Origin of the sequence: Glutamicibacter uratoxydans (assembly GCF_050753455.1) — a bacterium.
Taxonomy (GTDB): Bacteria; Actinomycetota; Actinomycetes; order Actinomycetales; family Micrococcaceae; genus Glutamicibacter; species Glutamicibacter uratoxydans_A.
In genome coordinates this window covers 169185-192434 of record NZ_CP192736.1, presented here as the reverse complement: position 1 = coordinate 192434, position 23250 = coordinate 169185, and the positions used below count along the sequence as shown (strand labels likewise).

Here is a 23250-nt window from a genome sequence, read left to right as displayed (position 1 = left end):
TGCTTGCCGGCTAGCTCGGGGTTTCGAAGTTCTTCCGGTCGGCCAGACGTGGATCTTCACGATCAGGAACCACCATCACCGGCCCCTTCGAGTGGTGTAGTACGCCCTGACTCGTGGAACCGAGCAGCATCCCGGTGAAACCACCGCGGCCACGGGAACCGGTGACGGTTAGCACCGCACGCTCCGACTCCCCGATCAATACCTCAACAGGTGGCCCGGAGATCACATCAGTTTCCAGTTCAAGCTCTGGATAATGGGACTTCAACCAACGCACCCCAATTTGCATCTGGTGACGCACATCTTCAAGCACCGCTTCCTGATCCACGGTTGCTGGCATCCAGGCAAGCGCCGCGCTGACCGGTGCCACCGCGCAAACGATGCGTAGTTTGATGTTCCGGGCCATTGCTGCATCGGCAGCCGCGAGCACAGCAGCGCGGGCTCGATCCGAACCGTCCACGCCAACCACAATGGCATCTCGGACTTGTTCAGTTTGGCCGTCTTGTTCCTTGGCCATCCGCAGCGGCACCACAACGGTAGGGCACTTAGCGTGGGCTGGGAGCGCGGAGGAGACCGACCCGAGCATACGTCCAACGAAGCCTCCGCGGCCTCGGGTGCCGACCACCACAAGTTCCGCATCATTACTCAGATCGAGCAGCACCCCGGCGGGGTCTCCCGATTCAATGTAGGTACGTACCGTGACATCGGTGTCTCCCAGCTCTTCGCGAGCCTGTCGCACAATATCTTCGGCTCCACCACGAATCAGGTCGTCATCGAGAGTGGAGTATCCGGCGTCCATCGAGGACGCAGCAAACACCGGGATCGTGTAGGCAGAGACCACATTGAGCGCCACCGAGCGGCGGCGGGCTTCCTTTTCAGCCCACTTTAACGCGCAACGTGACTGTTGGGAGCCATCAACGCCGACGACAATCCCTTCGATTTTTTCGACCGTGGCTGGTGTCTCGTCGCTCATCAGTTCACTCCTCATTGACCGGCTACAGTAACGACTGTGATAGGCGTTACCTCCAATGTACTTCTATTCTTGCTCAAAGATGTGAGTTGGGTCTAATAGTTTCGCGCGTTGCCTACTCAGCATGGGGTTAGAGGTTTATTCGTGCACCATATGCTAATAGAATTTTCAGCATGTCATCCAGCACCAAGTCCCTTGAGGCTTCCAGTTTTAAGCAACGCCTAGATCGATATTTCAAGATCTCCGAACGACGCTCCACTTTCTCCACCGAAGTTCGCGGCGGCGTCGCGACCTTCTTTGCGATGAGTTACATTGTGGTTCTTAACCCATTGATTCTCTCCGGAGCGGACTCTTCCGGCGGCGAGCTGGGTCTGCAACGGGTGGCCGCGGTTACCGCCTTCGTGGCCGGCATCTTGACCATCATCATGGGTATTTGGGCCCGGCATCCATTCGCAATGGCTACCGGACTGGGCGTAAATGCCTTCGTCGCCATCACGGTTGCCACCAACCCCGGACTCACCTGGCAAGACATCATGGGCTTGGTGGTTATCGCCGGTGTCGTGATGTTCTTACTGGTATTGACCGGCTTCAGAACGGCGGTTTTCAACGCTGTTCCGGCTTCGTTGAAGACCGCGATCGTCGTCGGTATCGGCATGTTTATTGCCCTGATCGGCTTGGTGAACGCCGGTTTCGTACGCCGCATCCCGGATGCCGCGGGCACGACCGTTCCGGTTGGGCTGGGTTTCGACGGTAAGCTTCTGGGTTGGCCAATCCTCGTTTTCATCATTGGTTTGCTACTGACCATGGCTTTGGTGGTACGCAAGGTTAAGGGTGCGATCCTGATCGGGATTGTTTCCTCAGCGGTACTGGCTAATATTTTCGAAGCTGTTTTCAAGATCGGTCCAGCCAGCGCAGATAATCCTGGCGGCTGGTCGCTGGTGGTCCCTTCGCTGCCGAGCTGGACCTTGCCGGACTTGAGCCTCATTGGACATGTAAACGTCTTTGGCGCTTTCAACACATTGGGCGCCACCGCTGCCCTACTGCTAGCTTTCGTGATCCTGCTGTCGATCTTCTTCGATGCCATGGGCACCATGGTGGGACTGGCCTCCGAGGCTGGCAGCATGGACAAGAACGGGCAGATCCCCGACGTCGAGAAGGTGCTGTTGGTGGATGCGGCCGGCGCCATTGTCGGCGGCGGCACCTCAAGTTCCTCGGCACAGATCTTCGTTGAATCTGGCGCAGGTATCGGCGAAGGTGCACGCACCGGCTTTGCTTCAGTTGTAACTGGTTTGCTCTTACTCGCAGCCATGTTCCTGACCCCACTGATTTACTTGGTGCCGTTCGAAGCTGTTGCTCCCGCTCTGGTGGTTGTTGGTTTCATGATGATCTCGCAGATCTCCAAGATCGACTGGACTGACTGGGGCCTGGCGCTGCCAGCCTTCCTGACCTTCACCCTGATGCCATTCACCTACTCCATCGCCAACGGTATCGGAGCCGGTTTCATCGCCTATGTCTTCATCCGGGCAGCGCAGGGTCGTGCGAAGGAAGTCCACCCCTTGATGTGGGTTGTGGCTGCCGCCTTCGTGCTGTTCTTCGGTATCGGTTTGATTGAAAGCCTCAGCGGCGCGGCCTAACCGGTCAGCTGAACTGCTTGTGCCTTGGTACCAACCGGTGCCAAGGCACAAGCTTTTAACCCGCGGTAGACTTTTCACAAAAGTTCAAGTGAATCGAGGTAAATCGCGGTGAGTGGAACGTGGGTCGAGGTTTTCGCTGGCCTGAGAAACCCTAAGATGCGTCAGGTGCTCGGTGCGTTCTTACTCGAGGAACCACAGCGGCTGGGAACCGACCGCGCCACACTCAAGAACCTGGAACGTTGGGCAAAAATCGGATTACTCTCCCAAGCGGAGGGAAGCTGGCAGCTCAACGAGCAGTTGCTGAGAGATGCTTTGGCTGAACAAGCCAAACCTCGGAGCGAACGCGAGGGTGTAGAACGCTTCTTCCAAGGCTTCAAACTCCAAACCCTGCCGGCCAAGCCCAACGAACGGTTCGCGGTATTGAGCTATATCCGGGACGCGGTAATCAATCCCTCAGAGCAGCTCACTGAACCGCAACTGAACGAGCGACTGTCAGTCATGCACCCCGATGTTGCGCTATTACGGCGCTACATGGTGGATCATGGTTTGCTAGAACGAACCGGGGATGGCTCGGCTTATTCCCGCCCTACGCCGAAATAACACTGGCTCCTGCAATAAAACGTTGGACCGCAGCCCCGGACATTACCTGCGCCGGTAGCGGTGCGGTGCGCAAGTTCCGCTCGAAAGCCGGCCCGAGGTGCAATGGGGTATCGCTAGCCATGAAAACAATATTCCCGTAGCGTCGCCCCTTGAACATTGGCGGGTCGGCAATCATGGCCACGTGCTCAAAGACCGAGCTGAGAGTCGCAGCTTCGGCCCGAGCACCGGCCAAGTCGGCGGTATCGCCGCAATTGACGAGATAAGTTCCACCAACATCCAACACACGTTGAGCATGCTTGGCATACTCCACGGTGGTTAGCTCTCGAGGGGTAGTGTTTCCGGCGAAAACGTCACGGATAATCACATCTCGGCTGGCTTCGCTGAGTTCCGGGAGTACTACGACAGCATCCCCGACGCGTAGCCGGACGAGCGGGGCCCGCGGTATCGCGAAGTGAATACGTACCAACTCGGCGAGTTTGGCATCCAATTCCACCACAACCTGGCGCGCGTTATTGTAGGTAGCTGCCACCCACCGGGCCATGGAGCACCCACCACCACCGAGATGCAGTACGCGCAATTTACGTTGGCGTCCGTCAAACTCCTGAACCGGATAACCGAAGGTAAACACCGGCTCCATCCAGCGCATATATTCAAAGTCCAAGAAGGTTGGATCGTTGAGGTCAATATGCGAGGAAGGAACCCCGTTGACTTTCAGAATGAAGCGGCCCGCCCCGTACGGGTCGGCCTCAATCTCCGCCAACCCTGTCTCAATCTCGTATTGCCCCAGCGGTGTCGCACTGCCGTTATTAGCCACGTTTTCTGACCATCCGGATTTCACGTAGTCCAGCCCAGCTGCCGGTGAGTTCTTCACCGGTGCCGTCGGCAATAAAACCATGTTTGCGGTAGAAGGCACGAGCCCGGGCATTTTTCTCAATCACCCAGACCAACGCATCACGCTGGCTGAGCACCGTTTCCATCAGATGTTCGCCCAGCCCGGTGCCGTAGAGCGGGGAAAGCACGTAGAGCATCCCCAATTCGATTTCGACCCCGGTGTCGCGGTCCTCATCGATAACCGGGGTGCCACCAGCTAAGCCAATAATGGTCCCATCGGCCAGTTCAGCAATGAAAAATTCTGCGCCGGAGGCAATGCCTCGTTCCCACCAGGCAACTTCGGCCTCAAAATTATTTTCGCAGGCGGTAAAGAATGATTCGTCGCGAAGGTGCCCGTAAGCTTCTCGCCACGCCTGTTGTTTCATCAGCAGGGCCGGACGGATCTCGGCCTGTCCGGCGGGTCGAATTCGATAGTCACTTTTCAGTTCCACCCATCCAGCGTACGGCAGGGGTTGCTCGCGGTAACAACCCACCACACCGGGCAAAGCTTTGGGGCCCATCACAGACGCGTCCGGGACGCTCTCATACTTAAGTACCATTGAGCGACCTGAGGCAGTTTGGAAGACTTAATACTTGAATCGCAGCCGATCGGAACCATTGGAGGTAGCTTTTCGTGTCTCCAAATGAGAAGTTCGCTCGGGTCACCTCTGCGATGGTCACCGGGTTTTCGTTAGTTGTGAGCCTGGCTCCAGGGCTCTGGCTGGGGCTTGCGGCCGCGGCGTTGCTCATGGCGTGCTTTACCCTCGTGGCACGCTTGGAACGAGGCACCAACGGCCCGAACCGTCAGCACTGGTATTACTTATTCCCCTTAATCCTCACGCCGAGCATTTGTACCCTGTTGGGGTCTGCGCAAGCGTGGTGGTTGGGGTCGCTCATTGCCGCGGCCGGTGGTGTAGCCACCTATTATCTGGTCCGGGCTTTCCCGGTAGTCACCGAACAGCAACCGGCATCAGCTCTTGCGGACAAACCCTGAAACGTTTGGTTAGAGCGTTTTAGAGTACCCTGGCGAAGGCCAATCCGTCCCAGCCCTTGCTTCCCACGGTTTGCAGGGCGGTGGCATCCACCCTCGGATCTTCGGCCAACCAACGGTAGGTTTGTTGAATGCCGCGGATGTCCGGATCCTGCGTTTCTGCGTCAGTCGCTTCCTGCAAGATCGCTCCACCGCGGACCACGTTGTCCACAATGATCAGAGTTCCGGCATGACTCAAGTCCATGGCCAGTTCCAAGTAGGTGACGTTATTGCGCTTGTCAGCATCAATGAAAATGACATCGAAGGGTTCGGTGCCCTGAGCAATCAACTCACCCAAGGTGTTAGCCGCCGCACCCACATTGATCTGCACCCGCTGTTCAAGGTCGGCTTGACGCAGGTTTTCCGTGGCGATACGCGCATGCAAGGGCTCGAATTCACAGGTGACGACCTGCCCTTGAGGACCGACAGCGCGAGCCATCCAGCTAGTAGAAAATCCGCCCAGGGTGCCCACTTCTAATACGCGTTGAGCGCCGAGTAGCTCGATGAGTAGTTTCAGAAACTTACCTTGCGCTGCCGAGACCTCGATCTGCGGCAAGCCAGCGGCATGTGCCCGCTCACGCCCAGCTTCGAAGAGAGGATCGTGGAGTTCTAGCGCGTCGTAGATATATTGGTCGACCGCGGCCGCATGCTGATCGGCCGAAAAGTTGTCCATCTACTCCGCCTCCCGTTCCTGAATCGCGCGTTCGAGGCGTTCAATTTTCCCGCTGAGCTCACCTTGATAACCGGGACGGATATCTGCTTTGAGCACCAGCGAGACCCGTGAACCGTATTTCGCGACCGCGAAAGTCGCTTGTTTGACGACCTCCATCACCTCATCCCACTCACCCTCGATCTCGGTGAACATCGAGCTGGTGCGATTAGGCAATCCGGAATCACGGACGATCTTCACGGCCTCGGCGACCGCATCATGAACCGAAGCATCGGCTCGGTCGGTACTGGGGGCAACAGAAAAGGCTACGATCATGTTCCCTACTGTGCCACCGCCCACCCCACACTGTCACCTGTTTAAGTCCTCAGACTACGCGGCCAGCCCGGTGGCACGCAGGACAATCGCTGCGGCGGCTCCGGAGATCACCACCACCAAGAATGGGGCCTTGAATAGCAAGGCAACACACGCAGCAGCGAGCGCCCCGACACGCGCGTCAATGACCAGTTCCTGCCCCGAAGTGAAAGCGTTCATGGTCACCAACGACGCTAACAGAGCGACTGTCAAGGTGGCCGCCACCCGAGTCATCAATGCCGAATCCAACACCTTGCGTGGCACAAAATAGCCGCTCAGTTTCGTGGCGAAGGCTACGGCGCAAGCACCTAAAATCCACCAGCTTAATTCACTCATCACTGCCGCCTATCAATCTGTTCACGTCGCCCATGTTCGGTCGCCGGCTCTCCGCGCCGGTAGCTGGCCACCGCAAAGACCACCGCGCAAGCCGCGGAAATCAAAATCGGGATCCCCGCAGGCGTTAAAGGCACCGCAATCGCCGTAACTACAGCGGCCGCCACGGCGATCAGTTGCGGCTCCATGCCTTTGAGCCGGGGCCACAAGAGTCCGAGAAAAGCGGCAACCGCGGCACCGTCCAATCCCCATGCAGCCGGATCGCCTAAGGATTCACCCAACAGTGCACCCACAACCGTAAAGAGGTTCCACAGTAAAAACACTCCCAGCCCAGCAGTCCAGAACCCGCGGACTCGTTCGGCTGGCACACTTTGCGACAACGAGGTGGCGGTGGATTCATCGATGGTCACATGAGCCATCAACGGCACCTGCAACGCCGAGGGACGTAGAGTCTGTTTGATTTGCATGCCATAAACGGCATTGCGCACACCGAGCAACGAAGCCGCGGTAAATGCCGCACCGGGGGTGCCCCCACCGGCGATGACACCGATGAAGGCAAACTGCGATCCACCGGTGAACATGATGGCGCTGAGCAGCACTGTTTGCCAGAAGTTCAGTCCTGCGGCGATCGACAGTGCGCCAAAAGAGATGCCGTAAAGTCCGGTGGCGATCGCTATGGACGCCCCCATTTTGGTGGCCGGAGTCATCCAGCGTAGAGCGGGTCTCGACATGTTTAGCTCAACCACGAAGATATGTCGCGCGACGAATATATCGTCTGTGAGTTGGTTACTTTTTCCACAGCCATCACTCTAGTTTAGATTTTTCGCGTAATACACGTGGATGATTGCTGGTTAACTGCCGCACTCCCAAACTATGCAAGTAACGCGCATCGTCAACCGAATCCACCGTCCAGATCCGCGCCTCCAAGCCGCGAGCTAGCCATGCTTGGACTTTCGCCTCGTGCTGGCGCACCCAAGCGACCCCCGGGCCCACTAGACCGACTAAACCCTGCTCGATAACCTCGATTCCCTCGTGCATGGAGCGCTGCAGCACCTCGTACACCGCAGCACGGTCCGTTTGCCCACTGGCCAACAACTCATCCACCCACTGTTCATCCACCTGCGTAATCAACTGGCACAACAACTCTGGGTTCAGCGTTCTGGCGAGATACCGGATCGCCTCGGGCTCAAAGCTCATAATGCTCACCCGGATCTGTCCACGACTACCGGCTCGGCCGGTGACCGGATCAAAGCCGTGCGCCGCCAGAACCGCCAAGACAGCGTCTTCCAACCCGCGGCCCGCCGGGCTCGGATGCTTGATCTCCACGGCGAGAGCCAGCTCCACCTCGCACTGGTCAATGTGCAGCAGCAACTCGTCCAAGGTCAGCAATTGTTCGACCACCGTCCCATAGGTGTCGGGGATCGGCTCATCGCGCAAGACGGTGAAATCCAACTGCCGTAGCTGCGCCAAGGTGTAACTTCCGACCGGTCCGGCAGCGTTCGAGGTACGGTTCACCGTTGGATCGTGGTGGCAGATGACGTGCCCGTCGGCGCTGAGGTGCACATCGCATTCGATGCCGTCCGCCCCCTCCGCGATAGCTTCTAGATATGCGGCGCGCGTGTTTTCGGCGTATTTAGTGGAGCTTCCGCGATGAGCAAAGATTTGCGTGTGCATAGTTCTACGCTACTTGCTCAGCGGCACTTAGGCGTGGGTGGCCGACTGTGTGACTTGGCAATCGGTACAGTTGGGCGCATGCCACAGCTTTTGGATCCGCAGGCGCAGGCGTTGCGCAAGATGAAACGTGTAGCCACCACTCTATTTCTCGTCATGTGCCTGTTGTTCATTGGCAGCCTGCTACTGCAATCCCGCTGGCCTGCGCTGAGCTACCTCAAAGCCGCTGCCGAGGGTGGCATGGTTGGGGCTATCGCCGACTGGTTTGCGGTCACCGCGCTCTTTCGTCACCCACTGGGGTTGAAGATTCCCCACACCAACCTGATTCAGCGTAAAAAAGACGAGCTGGGTGAGTCCTTAGGTAGTTTCGTCCAAGAAAATTTCCTTTCCGCGCCAGTGGTGGCGGACAAACTGCGTAACGCTCGGCTGGTTGAAAACGCAGGACGTTACTTGGCGACCGAGTCCGGTGCGACGCTCACTTCGGCACAATTAGCCGCCGCTGCGCGCGGTGTCTTGGACACCTTGGATGATGAGCGAGTTTTGGGCGTGCTGCAGACCTTGGCACAGGACTATATGGTGCGCCCCGAATGGTCTACCACCTTGGGCATGCTGGGGCAGAAGATCATTTCCGATGGGCACCACCAGCAAGCCGTCACCCTACTTGCTGAACGGGCCGAAACCTGGGTAGGCGAGCATCCCGAGGTCTTTGGCGAGATAGTCTCCGGCCAGTCTCCCAGCTGGGTGCCACGCATGGTTGATGAACTGTTAGCTCAGAAAATTCAGCGCGAACTGCTCAGCCTGCTAGCTGCGGTACGTCACCAGCCGGGACACCCGCTGCGCCGGGCACTGACCCAGTGGCTCCTAGAATTCACCGACGGGATGCAACATGATGCACCGACCATCGCCAAGGTTGAAGCATTCAAACACTCGCTGCTGAATGATCAACAGCTTCGCCAACTCGCGGTTCGTGGCTGGGCCTCGCTCAAGGCAGGTTTGCAGCAATCCTTGGCCGAGCCCGAATCCGCGTTGCGTGTGGCGCTACAGGCAGCGGTGGCCAGCTTTGGACAACGTCTCATCTCTGATCTGGCCTTGCGCGAAACATTAGAGACTCGGGTGATCCAGATGGTTGAACGTTTGATTCAGGATCATGGTCCGGCACTGGCCGGACTGGTCAGCGACACCGTGCGAGCGTGGGATCCGGCCGAAGCGAGCGCCAAGCTAGAACTTCAGGTGGGGCGGGACCTCCAGTTCATCCGCATCAACGGAACCGTCATCGGTGCTCTGGCCGGAGTGCTGATTTTCTCTATGGGGCAGATCCTCGTGCATTTCTGGGGCTAACCCGGCTTGGGAACACTCAGCATCCCCGATTGATTGATATGTTTTTGCTCTGAATGGTGCGAGAATAAGTATTTCTAACTATTGGAATGCTGCGTTAGAGTTGCCTCGAAGCGTCCCCGCGCAACCGGAGCGCGGCTCGACGATCGGAGCACCCATGGACACCAGACATCTGCGATACTTTGTCACTGTCGCCGAAGAACGCCACTTCGGTCGGGCCGCCCAGCGCCTGCATATGGCACAACCTCCACTATCCCAGCAGATCAAACAGCTTGAGGAACAGCTGGGAACCCAGTTGCTGATTCGCACCACCCGCAAGGTAGAACTTACCCCCGCCGGGGAACTGCTCCTGAATCGCGCCCGAGTACTTCTCGAAGAGCACGAACAGCTCGCCCGCGATGTACGCACCGTGGGCGAAGGCGCCTCGGGAGTGCTGCGTTTAGGTTCCACCGGCAGCGCGACCTACCGCGTGATGCCACGGATTATCGCGGCCACCAGCCAAAAAATGCCCGGCATTCAACTCAACGTCCACGGTGAGCTACTCACTCCACAAATGGAAGAAGCGTTGATTGAGGGGCGATTAGACGTGGCGATCCTGCGTCCGCCGGTAAGCAGCAGCCAAGTGGAATACCAATTGGTGGAGGAGGACAAGCTTTCGGTGGCACTGCCCGCTGGCCACCGGCTGGCACAGCAGGAGATAGTCACAATCTCCGAGCTAGCCGACCTAGATTTCGTTTGCTATCCGCAATCCTCGGCCGTCACGACCATCACTTTCGAAGCCTGCCGTCGGGCCGGTTTCATCCCCCGTGTGGCTCAAGTAGCCCGTGAAACCTCAACACTATTGACTTTCGTGGCTGCCGGACTCGGAATAGGGCTAGTGCCCACCACCAATTACCTGCCGCACAGTGACCGAATTACGTTCCGACCTTTAGCCAACGCCCCGGCCGTTGACCTAGCACTGGCATGGAAAGCCGGAAATGACTCTGCCCTGGTACGCCATTTCCTCGACTTGTGCGCCACCACGCTCCCCCAGGAAGGATCCTAAGAAAATGAAGATTCAGCGGCTCGAAGCCATCCCTTACGCGATTCCGTACACCCACCCCCTGCGTTTCGCCAGCGGTGAGGTACACACTGCAGATCACGTGCTGATTCGACTGCATACCGATACCGGAATCATCGGCACGGCGGACGCGCCGCCGCGGCCCTACACCTACGGAGAAACCCAAGCGTCGATCATTGCCGTCGTTCAGGACATTTTCGCTCCGCAACTTGTGGGCTTGGACATCCTTGATCGCGCTAAGATCCGCGCGGTCATGGACCGCACCATCAACAACCAAGTAGCTAAGGGTGCGGTAGATATTGCCGTTTGGGATGCTATCGGCCAACTATTGGGCACCAGTGTGCACAAACTGCTCGGTGGTTTCACCGACTCCATGCGAGTCAGTCACATGCTGGGTTTCAAACCTGCTCAGGAGTTGCTGGACGAGGCGCTGCGTTTTGGGGAACAGTATGGGATCACCACTTTCAAACTCAAGGTTGGCCGTCGTCCGCTGTCCTTAGATATCGAAGCCTGCCATGTCTTGCGCGAGGGGCTTGGGGAAGAGGTCGAAATTTACCTTGACGCCAACCGCGGTTGGAGCGCCAATGAAGCGATGGAGGTGCTGCGCCGCACCGAAGGGCTGGGTCTGACGATGCTCGAAGAACCCTGTGATGCCAAGGAGGCAATAAGCCGGCGTCGGCTGGTTGAACATTCACCGATCCCGATCGTTGCCGATGAATCGGTACCGACCGCGGGAGATGCCTCCCGCGAGCTACTGTCCGGCGGCGCCAACGCTATCTGCATTAAGACTGCCCGCTCCGGGTTCACCGAAGCCACCGAGATCTTGGGGTTGTGCACCGGGCTAGGCGTGGATGTGACCATGGGCAACCAGATCGACACTCAGGTCGGCTCGCTGGCCACCGTGACCTTCGGCGCAGCCTTCGAAGCCACCAGCCGACGGGCCGGGGAGCTATCCAACTTCTTGGACATGTCCGATGACCTGCTGGCCGATCCAATCCAAATCCGCGATGGTCGAATCGCGGTGCGCAACCTACCTGGCGTGGGGGCGATCATCGACGAAGACAAGCTTGCACACTACCGTCAGGCCTAAAGCCGATTTCGAAAAAGGAGTTCTTATGTTGTTTCTAGCCCGCATGGATGTCACCTTCCCCGAGTCACTGACCCCGGAACAGGTTGCCGATTTTCAGACCCGTGAGAAGGAATATTCCGGGAACTTGCAGCGCACCGGAAAAATGCTCGGGCTGTGGCGGATTGTTGGCGAATACGCCAACCATTCGCTCTTCAAGGTGGAGTCCAATGACGAGCTGCATCAGATCCTCTCCGGGTTCCCCATGTACCCCTACATGAAAATCAAGGTGACCGCGCTAGCGAAGCACCCGAATGCGCTGGACTAGCTATCTGTAGCTCACCTCAATTGATATGCGCTAAGTCTTAGTGGGGCCGAAATAAGTATTTCTCTCTACCCTATGGCCCGCATTACAGTGAGGATAACCACAAACTGCGATCGGTATGAGATGTACCGGTTCCTGCCCACCACACCGACCAACCAAGGGGATCATCATGAGCATCGAAACTCCAGCCGACGCAACCGCCGCCAAGTCCGGCAACGCCGCTACCGAGAGCTTCCGCCAGTCCGGCAAGCTGAACCGGGTTGCGGCTTCCACCGAGCGTGTCAATCGGCTGGCTAGTCGTCTGGTCAAGGCCGCCAATGACATCATCCTCGAAGAGCGCGTGAGCTACGACGAATTCAACGCGCTGAAGGCTTGGCTGATCAAGGTGGGCGAGGACGGCGAGTGGCCACTCTTCCTCGACGTGTGGCTTGAGCACTCGGTGGAGGAAGTCGCCACCGATCACCGCGAAGGCAACAAGGGTTCGATCGAGGGCCCCTACTATGTTCCCGAAGCTCCTACCCAGCAGTCCCCCGCCACCATTTCCATGCGCGAGGACGAGAAGGGCACCAAGCTGCTCTTCCAGGGGCAGGTTCGTTCCACTGATGGCAGCGCCTTGCAGGACGCCAAGATCGAACTGTGGCACGCCGATGAGGAAGGCTTCTACTCGCAGTTCGCTCCCGGGATCCCGGAGTGGAATCTGCGCGGCACCTTCTTGGTTGACGCTGAGGGCAATTTCCAGATCAACACCATGCAGCCAGCCCCGTACCAGATCCCGACCGACGGTGCCTGCGGCCAGCTGATCGCCGCCGCCGGCTGGCACGCCTGGCGCCCAGCTCACCTGCATTTGAAGGTTTCGGCTCCGGGCCACGAGCTACTCACCGCGCAGCTCTATTTCCCGGGCGATGAGCATAACGACGATGACATCGCCAGCGCGGTGAAGCCTGAACTCATGCTGGACATTCAGCCAGCTACTTCCGGTGTAGGCAATCAGGTCACATACGACTTCGTGCTCGACCCAGTGAAGTAGGTCTTCAGCTGAAGCAGTGGGTGGGGATACCGTGACGGTATCCCCACCCACTGCTTTACGTTAACGCTTCTTCAGCGACTTCCTACCGGTCGTCTCCGGATCCGCGCGGTTCCTCGGCCTCCACGATATTCGGATCGTCCAGCTCCAACTGGTCCCTGTGGATGGTGGGAATCCCTGCGAAGGCCACCTGAGCGGTTTCAATCACGCGCTGCGCGAGGTAACGGTTGCCCGCACCACCAATGACCGCACCAATACCAAAGGGCACCACACGACCTAAGACGCTTGCGGCTTGGGTGCCCACAACCTTGCGCATGAACTTCTTCTGCAGAGAATTTTGCAGGGTGGAATAGAAGCTCGTGGGTTTCCCTGCACCGAAGGCCTTGGCCCAGCCCTTAACTGGCCCACTGCCGCGACCGGCAGCCTGCGCGCTCAGCCCGGCAATCATCGAACTGCCTTCCTCCCCCATCAGCACACCCATGACCAACACGCGCGAACGGTCGGGGTCCTCGATGGCAATACCGTGCAGTTCAGCAAGTGCCTGCGCATAGAGTGCACTGGCTTCCAAGAAGCCCAGTGTCGCGACCACTGACAATCCTAGGGCCGCTGCAGTGCCCACGGCAGGCACGGCCGCGGTGCCACCCACGGCGGCACCTGATCCGGTGGCGATGGCCAAATAGTCGCGCTCAACGAGTTTTGCCAGCTCCGCACTGGAGGCCTGGGGGTGTTTACGTTCTAAACGCCGCAGGTAGGCCAGCACGATCGGGCGCTGCACGCCGATACCCTTCAGAATGGCTTGTTGCACTCCGGAGCGCGGCTTGCCCTCCGAATCGAAAAGGGACATGGTGATGGGATCTTTACTCATGATGCCCCTACCCTAACGAATATTGTTGGGTGTTTTCAGGGATTCAACTGCATTTCGGCCGATAGCCCAGTGTCCCGTGTCATGACGAACCTAGAATTTCAGTTCGCTAAACAGTAGCCCCGGGTTGCTCCCGGTAACAGTTGGCGAACCATCATTGACCGCAGAACCGGGAGCCGGGGCTACCGGGATACTGCCATGACGCTGAATTTCTAGATCTGTGTCCGGCAGGATGTAGTGACTCTCATTGTGCACACCCTGCTCGGCCACGCCGATGGTTTCAAGCAGTTGGTCGATGGAGGTGTTCTGCCCGGCACCTTGGCCAAGTTCCCCCACGACCACGTAGCTTCCTTCGCCGGCCGGAAGAACGCCGTGATCGCCACGCAGATAGTCTTCGGCCGAGATCCAGTCACCAATAGCGTTGAGCTGATCCAGGCGTCGAGGACCGGCGTATTCGGTATCAGCGTGCGCAGCATCGATCTGTGTAGCAATCACACGGATTTCCTGCCCGGCAACGGTCACCGGAACATCCCACAGCGCCGATTCCATCACTGGCATCGCCGAAGCCACGGCTTCGCTCAGTTGCGCTTCGGAAATCCTACTGTCAGGCATATCGGCCCAACGCAGCTGCGTGAGAGTAGCGATACGTTCCTGTTCGATCGGATGTTTAGAGAGCAGCACCATGGATCCTTGGCCGGGGAACTCACCAGAACCCCAAGCGTCGACGGGACTGCCGATGATCTTGTCTTGGTCAAGATCCGCGCCGCTTTGTACGCCCTTGTTGCTGGGTCCCACATATCGGTGTGGGTAATCCGTTGCTCGCCCCTCAGTCCGGGCATGGTTCAGGTACTCGTCATTGAAGATACGGACCGCGTCCTCGTCCGCGTCCATCCCAGTCAACAACAAAATGTCGGCGTCGGATTCTTGGATCGCCGCCGCAACCTGCTGTGCGTGTGGGTGGTTACCTCCAGCAAGTTTGATGGCGAGAGCGCCAGGGCTTGCGGCCGTGAGGTTCACATCAAAGGTTGCCACACGCAGTCGCGGACCGGCCGGTTCAATCAGCAGACCTTCAAGTAGCTCCGAGCTGAAAGGGTGCCCAGAATTCTCCTCGATGCTGATTATTTTACAACGGTAGTCCACTGGGTCGATCGGGTCGCCAGTTGTAGGTGTAGCAGGAGCCGCGAAGGGGATCCCTAAACCAAAAACTGCAAGACTAACCGACATAAAGAGCACGTGGCAACCCTACGCCGAACCAACTGGGGATTTCCAGCGGCTTAATCAGATTGTGATACCAGTTCGCGGGTAGCTTGAGCGTTGGCCTGAAGCACTTCCTCCATATAAGGGGCGCGGACATCGGGGGAAATGCGAGCATCCACCAAGCACACTCCGCGCGCCCCCGAATCCACCCAATCTTTCACACCTTCCAAGTCAGATAGGGATTCAACGGTAATTCCGGTGGCTCCAAAAGCGTTGGCCAAGGCCGCAAAATTCACCGTGGGGATCAACATGGGGTCTTCGTGTAGACCAATCGAGCCATACTGGTGGATCTCGGCGCCGTAAGCAGAATCGTTATAGATGACAATGATTCCACTCTCCACCGTGCGCACAATGGACTCCAGGTCCGCGAGCGACATCAAGAACCCACCATCACCGGCTGCTAACACGACGGTGCGCCCTGCGGCGGCGGCTGCCGCGCCGAGCATCGATGCCGCTCCCAAACCGATGGACTGGTAAGCGGTGCCTACGCAGGCTAGAGACCGCGCCCCGGCAGTAGACCAATACATTGGGCCCCAGCCAATGAAATGTCCACCATCCTGTACCAGAACTCGTTGCTGAGGCAGGATCTTCTCTAGTTCGGTGGCCACACGGCGTGGGTCCAGTAAGCCGTCCAATGCCCGCGGCTGACCTTGTGGGCGGGTGCGGACCGAGCTGAGATCCAGTTGCTTCCAGTAAAGGTTGGCGGCATCGCGTTCGGTCACTAGCGGTAACAGCTGGCGCAGCGCCACACTCACCTCGGCGGTGGCGAAGACATCTACGCGTGCTGCGGTTGGCGAGCCGCCCAGATCAAGCTGAATCACCGAAGCCGCGGAATTGAAAAGTTGCCCGAAACGCAGTTGGAATTGGTTCAAACTCGCTCCCAACACGAGAACCGTGTCGGCTTGCGCAATCAGTTCGGCAGTACGGTCCGTTGAGAAGCCTCCGGTGATCCCTAGGTCGGCCGGACGCGTGAGCAAGTCGCGGGCCAACAACGTTCCCGAGCTGGTAGCGCCGAGCTTATCGGCCAGTTCGGTGATGAGCTCCGCGGCATCAATTGCCCCGTGACCGTACAGGACGTGCGGACGCTGGGCGGCATTCAGCTGCTGCGCAATTCCTGCCAGCTGTGCGCTCTCTAGGCTCGGTGCTGCCGGTGCCGCTTGGTACTGCGCAAGCTCCCACGGGCCTTGCTCCACACAAGGGCGGGCCGCGAGGTCATAGGGGATGGCCAAGACCACCGGGATCCGTTCACGCAGGGCGTGTGCGGCGGCTTGCACGGCGGTTCGTCCCGGAGCATGAGCATCAACCACATAGGTCACCGCACCCACGGCAGTATCGATGGCGCTCTGGTCAACATCCCATCCCCGCAAACCCGTGGTGGGCGCATCCCCGGTAACCAGCAACAACGGGGTACGGGCGGCAGCGGCTTCGGCAAGCGCGGTAATAGCGTTGGTGAACCCTGCCCCATAGGTGGTGGAAGCTATCGCCAGCTGCTGACTCATCCGGAAGTAGGTGTCGGCCGCGGTGACGGTGGCCTGCTCGTGGCGTACCGCGGTGTAACTGAAACCTTGGCGGACCGCAGCATCAAGGAAGTGGGCGTTACCGTTGCCCATCAAACCAAAGATCTGGGGCGCGATGGGTTTCAGGGCGCGGGCAATGACTGCAGAAACACTCGACATAATGGACTCTTTTCAAAAATGTTGCTTCGGTGAAGAAAATTCCATATATGTCTGCCGCTACCATTCGCTACCGGAACCGGTAACGGGTATCGCCCCTTTTGAGAGCGCCGGAAACCACGCGATGGGTTCCTGACAGGAAAAGGATACGACATTAATGCGAACTAACGCTAGATGAGAAAAGTACCTCGTCTGAGAAGCGGTGCCTGTTGCCTTGCGGGCGCGGGGGACGCTTTTCGACGAATTCTTACGTGCCTGCCCTCAGCTGACAGATAATGACACTGGCTAGGCACGAAGTCGCGAAAGGGCAACACGACATAGTTCACATTTGCGGTCTGACACCCGGTTTTCGGGGTGATCGTCACTGGTGAGGCATAGAATTTAGGACATGGCATATTCCTCAACCCATTCCATGACACCCACCGAAGCCCTAGAAAAGCTACGCGAAGGAAACCTCCGTTTTGTGGACGGATGCACCGAGCACCCCAACCAGGACGGCGATCGACGTCAATCCTTGGTCGCCGGACAGGAGCCCTTCGCGGTGATCTTCGGCTGTTCGGATTCACGGCTGGCCGCGGAAATTATTTTCGATGTGGGCTTGGGCGACATGTTTGTGGTTCGTACCGCCGGTCACGTGATCGACTCGGCCGCGTTGGGCTCCTTGGAATTTGCCGTCGACATTCTCAATATTCCGCTGATCGTCATCTTGGGCCACGATAACTGTGGTGCGGTGACCAGCGCGATCGAGGCCAAACGCACCGGCAACCTGCCTAAGGGCTTCATCCGCGATCTGGTGGAGCACATTACCCCATCGGTGTTCGCCGCCGAACGGCGCGGGTTAACCGATGTGAACTCCACCGTGGTGGAGCATGTTCGGGAAACCTCCGAGCGCTTGGTGGACCGTTCACGCATCATCGGTGATGCGATCGAGGCCGGCCGCACTGCCGTGGTGGGCATTAGCTATCACTTGGCCGACGGTCAGGCACAAATCGTCTCCGGTTTCGGGCTGCAAGAAGCCTAAAACGCAACAGCCGACGGGTTCTGGCCCGTCGGCTGCTGTTCGTGGCTGCGGCTATTGCCCCACCCTGCCCAAGGTGTGAGCGAGGAGCTGCTCAACGCGTGGGGTCCGAAACGAATGCTCGCGTTCCAGCAACAGCCGCGGGATAACGCGCTGATCAGCTAGGGCCAAGAGTTCCGCACCCTGTTGACCCAGCACGAGTTTGGGCCCGAGGGCCGGTACCGGGAAAATTTCCGGCCGACGTAGCACGGCAGCTAACTGGGTGGAGAATTCAGCGTTAGGTACCGGGTGGGGCGCCACCGCATTGACCGGGCCAGCTAATTCGGTATCCCATAGCGCCCGATGGTAGATCTCCACCAAGTCATCTAGCCCGATCCAGGAGAACCACTGTTTTCCGGAGCCCAGCCGCCCGCCAAGTCCCGCAGCATAGAGCGGGCGCAATACCGAGAGCATGCCGCCGGCCGAATCGAGCACTACCCCGGTGCGGACTTGGACGCTACGCACACCCCCGTGCTCTGCGGAGCGAGCTGCGGCTTCCCAGCGCCGGGTGACATCAGCCAAGAAATCATCCCCGCCGTAGCCGGGCGGGCTTTGCTCATCAAGCTCTGCTGGACCTGCCTGACTCCCGTAAATCCCCACCGCCGAGGCGCTAATGAAACTGCGCACGCCACTGGCAGCCGCCAGCTGGGCAAGCTTCCGCGTGGGTTCGATCCGGCTAGCCATCACCGCCCTACGGTGCTGATGACCGAAACGCCCAAAAATACTCGCCCCGGCTAGGTGAATTACCGCGTCTACCCCGGCGAGGAGATCATGCTGTGGATTTTGGGGATCCCACCGTCGTTCCAGGTCCTGTTGCGGCGTGTGTCGCACCAGCTTGATCACACGGTGGCCGCCACTGCTGAGAAAGGCGCCAAGCGCCTGCCCCACGAGACCGCTGGAGCCGGTGAGGGCGATAGTTTGCGGGCCTAAACCGGCATCCTGGGCACGTTGGTGGGCGGCGAAATCCCCGCGAAGTTGCCGGTATCGGTAGTCCAGCATGCGCCGCACGGCGCGTTGGGGCAGGTTGCTATTGATCCGATCAATCACCCGGGTCTCGTGTGCACCGACCGGTTCGAAGTCGTGTTCGTGACGCCAAGTCAGGGCACGGGTGGGTAGGGCTCGCACCCCAGCTGGCGCCAGCTCATCCACGAAGCGACGTTCGGGCACGTACTCATCTGCCTGATGCTGCGCAATCCACCGCACCCCGCCGGGCAGCTGCATGAGCGCGGTGCCCGCACGCAGGCTCTGTGCTTCGCTGAGCACCTTCAGTGGCAGCCAGGGCGGCAGTAACCGGCGCACCGCGCCGGGTTGGGCGAACCAGTGAAAGGTCCGCGTAATATCCCAGGGCAGTTGCACTTCACCGGTGACCGTCATAGTTCTATCTAGTCACAGGCGAGCAGCTAAGACAACCTTGCGCCCCCGAGTTCTACCTGTGAGTTCACGGAGCATACTCGGGGGCAAGCTGACAAGGTTTAGTGCTTAGAGCCTCGACTTAGCCGGCGGTGACCTGTGCCAGCAGTTCGAGCACATGCTGGTAGTCCTTGCCGGTGGCCCGGCTCATTCCCAGCTCACAGGTGCGGTTACAGGAAGCGTGAGCGGTGCTGTCCAGCTCCTTCACCTCCGCCGCTTCGGCTGCGGTGGCCGAGTCGGTGAGCTCCGGATGCAGCATGCCACGGTCGCCCGCATAACCACAACAACCCCAAGCCTGCGGGACGTGAACCTCGACCGCGGCGGCCTGCGCCACGGCCTGCAATGCATCGTTCAACCCCATCTGGGTGGAAGAGCAGGTAGGGTGCAAGGTCAACGAATCGATCCGATCGCCTTGCGGAAGTCGCTGCAGCAAGTGTTCGGCGGTGAAGCTCAGCGCATCCTGCACCGTGTATCCGGCCTGGGTCAGAATGTGCTCAAAACCCTCGGTGCAGCTGGTCGCATCCGAGATGACCGGCAGGTTCGCACCCTGTGGTTGAGCGGCGCGTACCCGCGCAATCACCCGGTCTTCCATAATTTGATGTCCCTGCGCATAACCCTTCGAGGTCCACGGGGTTCCGCAGCACAGCGATTCGATCCCTTCGGGAACCAGAACACTCACGCCCGCGTTGCGCAAGAGCTGCTCGAAGGCCGCGCCGACGCCCGGCCCATCCCCACAGGCTCCGAACATTGAGTTCACACAGGCCGGCAGGTACATGGCGACTGGCTCGGCATCCGCTGCACCAAGACGTCCCACCAGTGGTTTGCGAGCCTCGCCCCCACCGGGCAGTTCTGCATCATAGCGTGGCATCAAATCGGGGCTGATGACTTTGCGAGCCAGATCGGTGGTGGCACGCACCATCGGGGTCGGAAGTTTCTGAGCCACGCTCAGCGCCGCGGACCCGGCACGGGTGGCTGCACCCCACCCCTTGGCGGCGGCCTTGAACCCGGCTTCAAGAACTGGGTGGGCGTCTTCGCGACGCAACCGCTTCACCAGCAGACCGGTATTGATCTGTACCGGACAGGCGGTGACGCACATGCCGTCGACCGCACAAGTCTGTACCGCGTCATAGTCGTAGTCGCGTTCCAGTTCATTGACCAGTGCGGTGTCACCTTCGGCTTCGGCCTTAGCGATGGCACGGCGCACCACAATGCGTTGCCTCGGGGTGAGAGTCAAGTCCTTGGAAGGACAGACCGGTTCGCAGTAGCCGCATTCCACGCAGCGGTCAGCTTCCACCTCAATGGTGGCGTTGAGCTTAATATTGCGGATGTGCGCGGCATGGTCCTCATCGATGATCACCCCGGGGTTGAGCATCAGCTGTGGATCGGCGGCAGATTTCAGCTCGACCATCACCTCGTAGAGCTCATCACCGTACTGGCGGCGCACGAACGGGGCCATGGCACGGCCGGTGCCATGTTCGGCCTTGAGGTTTCCGCCCTTGGATAGGATCAGCTCCACCATCCGGTCGTTGAACCCGTTGTAGCGGTTCAAGGCGACGTCGCCTTCGAAACGGTCGGTGAGCATGAAGTGGATGTTTCCGTCCTTGGCGTGGCCAAAGATTACCGAGTCGGCGTAGTCATATTCGGTGAACAGCTCCTGCAGGCTTTGGCAGGTGCTGGACAGCTCGGCGACTGGGACGGCCACGTCTTCCAACAAGGCGGTAGTTCCCGAGGCCCGAGCCCCGGCCACCGAGGCGTACAAGCCCTTGCGGAATTGCCACGCAGCCTGACGGTTGGCCTTATCGGTAGACAGGTGCGCCGGAGCACGCAGCGGCGCTTCATCCAGCAGGCGTTGTCCCGAACCACGCAGCGCCGCTAACTGTTCCTCATTATCAGCGTGGTATTCGATCAGTAGCGCCGCTTGATCCTGTACGTCAAAGCCCATAATCGCCTCGGGCACTCCGGGCAGGGTCTGGCCTACGCGTAGCGAAGTGGAATCCATTAGTTCCAAGGTTGCGGCCCCAGAGTCGACCAGATCCGGCAGGGCACGGGTGGCAAGATCCAAATTATCGAAGACCGCTAAGGTGGCGATGGCAAGTTTACGCACGGGCACGGTACGGAATACCGCTTCGGCCACGAAGGCCAAGGTACCTTCGGAACCGATCAGCAGCTGGGAGAAGAGTTTGGCAGGTGAGTCGAAGTCAAGGAAGGAGTTGACCCCGTAGCCCATGGTGTTCTTTAGCGCGAAGTGCTTCTGAATCAATGCCACCGATTCGGGGTTTTGCCGCACCCGCCGACGTAGCCGATCCAAGGTGGCCACCAGCTCGGGTTCTTGGGCGGCGAATTGCTGGTCGGCATCCGCGTCGGCGGTGTTGATCATGGTGCCCGAGGGCAGCACGAAGGTCATCGATTCGAGGGTGCGGTAGGTGTTGAATTCGGTGCCGCAGGCCATGCCCGAGGAGTTGTTGGCGATGACTCCGCCGATGGTGCAGGCGGCCTCGCTGGCTGGGTCTGGCCCGAGCTTATATCCGTAGGGAGCCAAGCGCGCGTTGACCTGACGCACCGTAGCTCCGGGCTGCACCCGGACCCGGGTTCCCTGATCCAGCACGGTGATCCCGCGGAAGTTCTTCCGCACATCCACCAGCAGACCATCCCCGCTGGCCTGCCCGGCCAGCGAAGTTCCGCCGGAGCGCAGAGTCACCGACTGACGTTTGGCGCTGGCTGCGGCCAGTAGCTGACTTACCTCGCGAGCATCCGCGGCGATGATTACCGCCTGCGGAGTCAAGAGGTAATGCGAGGCGTCCGAGGCATACGCGACCCGGTCGATAGATCGGGTTTTGACCCGTTCACTATCGGCAACAACGTCGATAACCTCGCGCGGAATCGTGCTTGCACCTAGTGCTGGCGCGCTCATAGCCATGGTGTGCTCCTGTGCTCGGCGGTAGGCTCAGCCTACCGAATCGCAATTTTTGTCTAACAAGTACACATGTCATGCTAGTACCTTGCGTGCGATACTTTAACTGTTCACCCCGCCTAAGAAGGGAAATACATGGCTCGGCTGGGAGTCGTTTCGGTAGTGCAAGCGGTGATTCAGGACCTGCGCAAGCGTATTTTCCGCGGCGATCTTGTCCCCGGCACCGCCCTGCGAGAGGTTGATCTGGCGGCTCACTATGAGGTGGCGCGCCCCACCGCGAAAGCTGCACTAGAGAACCTGGTGGCCAGTGGACTATTGAGCCGCAACGCCCATCAAACCGCCCGGGTGCGCGTGCTTTCGGCCAGTGATGCCCGCGATGTCTACCGCACTCGCGGACTGATCGAAGCCGAAGCGGTGCGCTTGCTCGCCGCCGAAGCCCGGGTTCCGGAAGCCGCTATCGAAGCCAACCGGGAAATTACGGCCCTGCAGGATGCCTCCCCACTACAAATCGTGGATCCGGATATCCGCTTCCACTCAGCCCTGGTCAATGCCTTAGATTCGGCGCGCATCAGCGCCATGTACGAACAACTCACCGGTGAAATCCGCCTGTGCATGAGCCGGGTACAAGATGCCACATTGCTTTCCACCGAACGGATCGCCACGGAACACGCTCGTCTCCTGGAGCTTATTTCTGCGGGTGACGCAGCCGGCGCGGTAACCCTGTTATCCGAACACCTGAGCAACGCCAGCACGCGGCTGGCGGCACACTTAGAGGATTTGCGCGGCACCGAGAACTAAAACCCTCGGACACCAGCAAGTCGTACCTGGCTCATCCGCTAGCGACGCTCTCTCGCCTCCACCACACTGTGGCCATTCGTCCAACTACTCGCACTCCTGACCTTGGGGTAAGAGATATCACCATGGACGCCCGTTCAGGAGCACCGCCGCTTTGGCGACGATCCGGCCATAGCGGCCTAACACCCCGCAGGAACCCTACTCCATCTGGCTGCTGGCGGCCGCTACGCGGCAAGGCCGCTAGGCTGCAGCGCCTCACCGCGTTTAGGTAGTTGCCAACTGCTTCTCGGGTGACTTCAACTCGCGGCCTAGCCCTCCTCGAATTCAACGCACCGCAGCTGGCGCATTC

23 protein-coding genes are annotated in these 23250 nt (G+C 59.3%); 10 read left to right on the top strand and 13 right to left on the bottom strand.

The window, feature by feature from the left end:
• Positions 1–10 precede the first annotated feature (10 nt).
• Positions 11–970 (bottom strand): universal stress protein, encoded by a 960-nt coding sequence (locus ACQQZ8_RS00905; RefSeq protein WP_431710885.1) that lies wholly within the window; start codon positions 968–970, stop codon positions 11–13.
• Between the two features lie 170 nt (positions 971–1140).
• On the opposite strand from ACQQZ8_RS00905, the gene ACQQZ8_RS00900 reads away from it, so the two are divergent.
• Positions 1141–2601 (top strand): NCS2 family permease, encoded by a 1461-nt coding sequence (locus ACQQZ8_RS00900; protein WP_431710884.1) that lies wholly within the window; start codon positions 1141–1143, stop codon positions 2599–2601.
• A gap of 108 nt (positions 2602–2709) precedes the next feature.
• A complete protein-coding gene (locus ACQQZ8_RS00895; protein ID WP_431710883.1) occupies positions 2710–3201 on the top strand; it encodes a DUF2087 domain-containing protein in 492 nt (163 codons plus the stop codon).
• Here the strand turns inward: ACQQZ8_RS00895 and ACQQZ8_RS00890 are convergent.
• A complete protein-coding gene (locus tag ACQQZ8_RS00890) occupies positions 3188–4015 on the bottom strand; it encodes a spermidine synthase (RefSeq protein WP_431710882.1) in 828 nt (275 codons plus the stop codon). The genes ACQQZ8_RS00895 and ACQQZ8_RS00890 overlap by 14 nt on opposite strands.
• Entirely contained in the window at positions 4008–4523 is a 516-nt protein-coding gene (locus ACQQZ8_RS00885) for an N-acetyltransferase family protein (RefSeq protein ID WP_431710881.1), read from the bottom strand. The genes ACQQZ8_RS00890 and ACQQZ8_RS00885 overlap by 8 nt, the downstream gene beginning before the upstream one ends.
• A gap of 182 nt (positions 4524–4705) precedes the next feature.
• Between ACQQZ8_RS00885 and ACQQZ8_RS00880 the strand changes: the two genes are divergently transcribed.
• Complete coding sequence (locus ACQQZ8_RS00880; RefSeq protein WP_431710880.1) at positions 4706–5065, top strand: hypothetical protein; 360 nt, start codon at positions 4706–4708, stop codon at positions 5063–5065.
• Between the two features lie 19 nt (positions 5066–5084).
• Here the strand turns inward: ACQQZ8_RS00880 and ACQQZ8_RS00875 are convergent, their stop codons facing one another.
• The 5 genes from ACQQZ8_RS00875 to ACQQZ8_RS00855 form a co-directional block, all read right to left on the bottom strand.
• On the bottom strand, positions 5085–5774 hold the full coding sequence (locus ACQQZ8_RS00875) for an O-methyltransferase (RefSeq protein WP_431710879.1): 690 nt from the start codon (positions 5772–5774) through the stop codon (positions 5085–5087).
• Entirely contained in the window at positions 5775–6086 is a 312-nt protein-coding gene (locus ACQQZ8_RS00870) for a thiamine-binding protein (protein ID WP_431710878.1), read from the bottom strand.
• A gap of 54 nt (positions 6087–6140) precedes the next feature.
• Positions 6141–6458 carry an AzlD domain-containing protein gene (locus tag ACQQZ8_RS00865; RefSeq protein ID WP_431710877.1) on the bottom strand — a complete coding sequence of 106 codons (318 nt, stop codon included), beginning with the start codon at positions 6456–6458 and terminating at the stop codon, positions 6141–6143.
• Positions 6458–7186 (bottom strand): AzlC family ABC transporter permease, encoded by a 729-nt coding sequence (locus ACQQZ8_RS00860; protein WP_431710876.1) that lies wholly within the window; start codon positions 7184–7186, stop codon positions 6458–6460. The genes ACQQZ8_RS00865 and ACQQZ8_RS00860 overlap by 1 nt, the downstream gene beginning before the upstream one ends.
• 73 nt (positions 7187–7259) lie before the next feature.
• A complete protein-coding gene (locus ACQQZ8_RS00855) occupies positions 7260–8129 on the bottom strand; it encodes a glycerophosphodiester phosphodiesterase (RefSeq protein WP_431710875.1) in 870 nt (289 codons plus the stop codon).
• A 78-nt stretch (positions 8130–8207) separates the two neighbouring features.
• Between ACQQZ8_RS00855 and ACQQZ8_RS00850 the strand changes: the two genes are divergently transcribed.
• The 5 genes from ACQQZ8_RS00850 (at position 8208) to catA (ending at position 12939) form a co-directional block, all read left to right on the top strand.
• Positions 8208–9464, top strand: coding sequence for a DUF445 domain-containing protein (locus ACQQZ8_RS00850; RefSeq protein ID WP_431710874.1), 1257 nt, complete (start codon positions 8208–8210; stop codon positions 9462–9464).
• Between the two features lie 154 nt (positions 9465–9618).
• Positions 9619–10506: a LysR substrate-binding domain-containing protein gene (locus tag ACQQZ8_RS00845; RefSeq protein ID WP_431710873.1), complete on the top strand. Its 888-nt coding sequence runs from the start codon at positions 9619–9621 to the stop codon at positions 10504–10506.
• A 4-nt stretch (positions 10507–10510) separates the two neighbouring features.
• Positions 10511–11611 carry a mandelate racemase/muconate lactonizing enzyme family protein gene (locus ACQQZ8_RS00840; RefSeq protein WP_431710872.1) on the top strand — a complete coding sequence of 367 codons (1101 nt, stop codon included), beginning with the start codon at positions 10511–10513 and terminating at the stop codon, positions 11609–11611.
• A gap of 25 nt (positions 11612–11636) precedes the next feature.
• Positions 11637–11915 carry a muconolactone Delta-isomerase gene (catC, locus tag ACQQZ8_RS00835; protein ID WP_431710871.1) on the top strand — a complete coding sequence of 93 codons (279 nt, stop codon included), beginning with the start codon at positions 11637–11639 and terminating at the stop codon, positions 11913–11915.
• A 166-nt stretch (positions 11916–12081) separates the two neighbouring features.
• On the top strand, positions 12082–12939 hold the full coding sequence (gene catA / locus ACQQZ8_RS00830) for a catechol 1,2-dioxygenase (protein WP_431710870.1): 858 nt from the start codon (positions 12082–12084) through the stop codon (positions 12937–12939).
• A gap of 82 nt (positions 12940–13021) precedes the next feature.
• On the opposite strand, the gene ACQQZ8_RS00825 is transcribed toward catA, so the two are convergent.
• From ACQQZ8_RS00825 to ACQQZ8_RS00815, 3 genes are all read right to left on the bottom strand, one after another.
• A complete protein-coding gene (locus ACQQZ8_RS00825) occupies positions 13022–13801 on the bottom strand; it encodes a hypothetical protein (RefSeq protein ID WP_431710869.1) in 780 nt (259 codons plus the stop codon).
• A 90-nt stretch (positions 13802–13891) separates the two neighbouring features.
• Positions 13892–15022, bottom strand: a complete 1131-nt coding sequence (locus tag ACQQZ8_RS00820) for an endonuclease/exonuclease/phosphatase family protein (protein ID WP_431712102.1) — start codon at positions 15020–15022, stop codon at positions 13892–13894.
• Positions 15023–15072: 50 nt separating this feature from the next.
• The gene (locus ACQQZ8_RS00815) at positions 15073–16731 is read right to left on the bottom strand and encodes a thiamine pyrophosphate-binding protein (RefSeq protein ID WP_431710868.1); all 1659 of its coding nucleotides are present in this window, start codon (positions 16729–16731) and stop codon (positions 15073–15075) included.
• Positions 16732–17116: 385 nt separating this feature from the next.
• Here ACQQZ8_RS00815 and ACQQZ8_RS00810 point away from each other — a divergent pair, with 385 nt between their 5' ends.
• Entirely contained in the window at positions 17117–17749 is a 633-nt protein-coding gene (locus ACQQZ8_RS00810; RefSeq protein ID WP_431710867.1) for a carbonic anhydrase, read from the top strand.
• A gap of 51 nt (positions 17750–17800) precedes the next feature.
• Here ACQQZ8_RS00810 and ACQQZ8_RS00805 read toward each other — a convergent pair whose 3' ends face one another.
• Entirely contained in the window at positions 17801–19159 is a 1359-nt protein-coding gene (locus ACQQZ8_RS00805; protein WP_431710866.1) for a TIGR01777 family oxidoreductase, read from the bottom strand.
• 118 nt (positions 19160–19277) lie between these two features.
• Positions 19278–22112 (bottom strand): FAD-binding and (Fe-S)-binding domain-containing protein, encoded by a 2835-nt coding sequence (locus ACQQZ8_RS00800; protein WP_431710865.1) that lies wholly within the window; start codon positions 22110–22112, stop codon positions 19278–19280.
• 129 nt (positions 22113–22241) lie between these two features.
• On the opposite strand from ACQQZ8_RS00800, the gene ACQQZ8_RS00795 reads away from it, so the two are divergent.
• Positions 22242–22904, top strand: a complete 663-nt coding sequence (locus ACQQZ8_RS00795; RefSeq protein ID WP_431710864.1) for a GntR family transcriptional regulator — start codon at positions 22242–22244, stop codon at positions 22902–22904.
• Positions 22905–23250 lie beyond the last annotated feature (346 nt).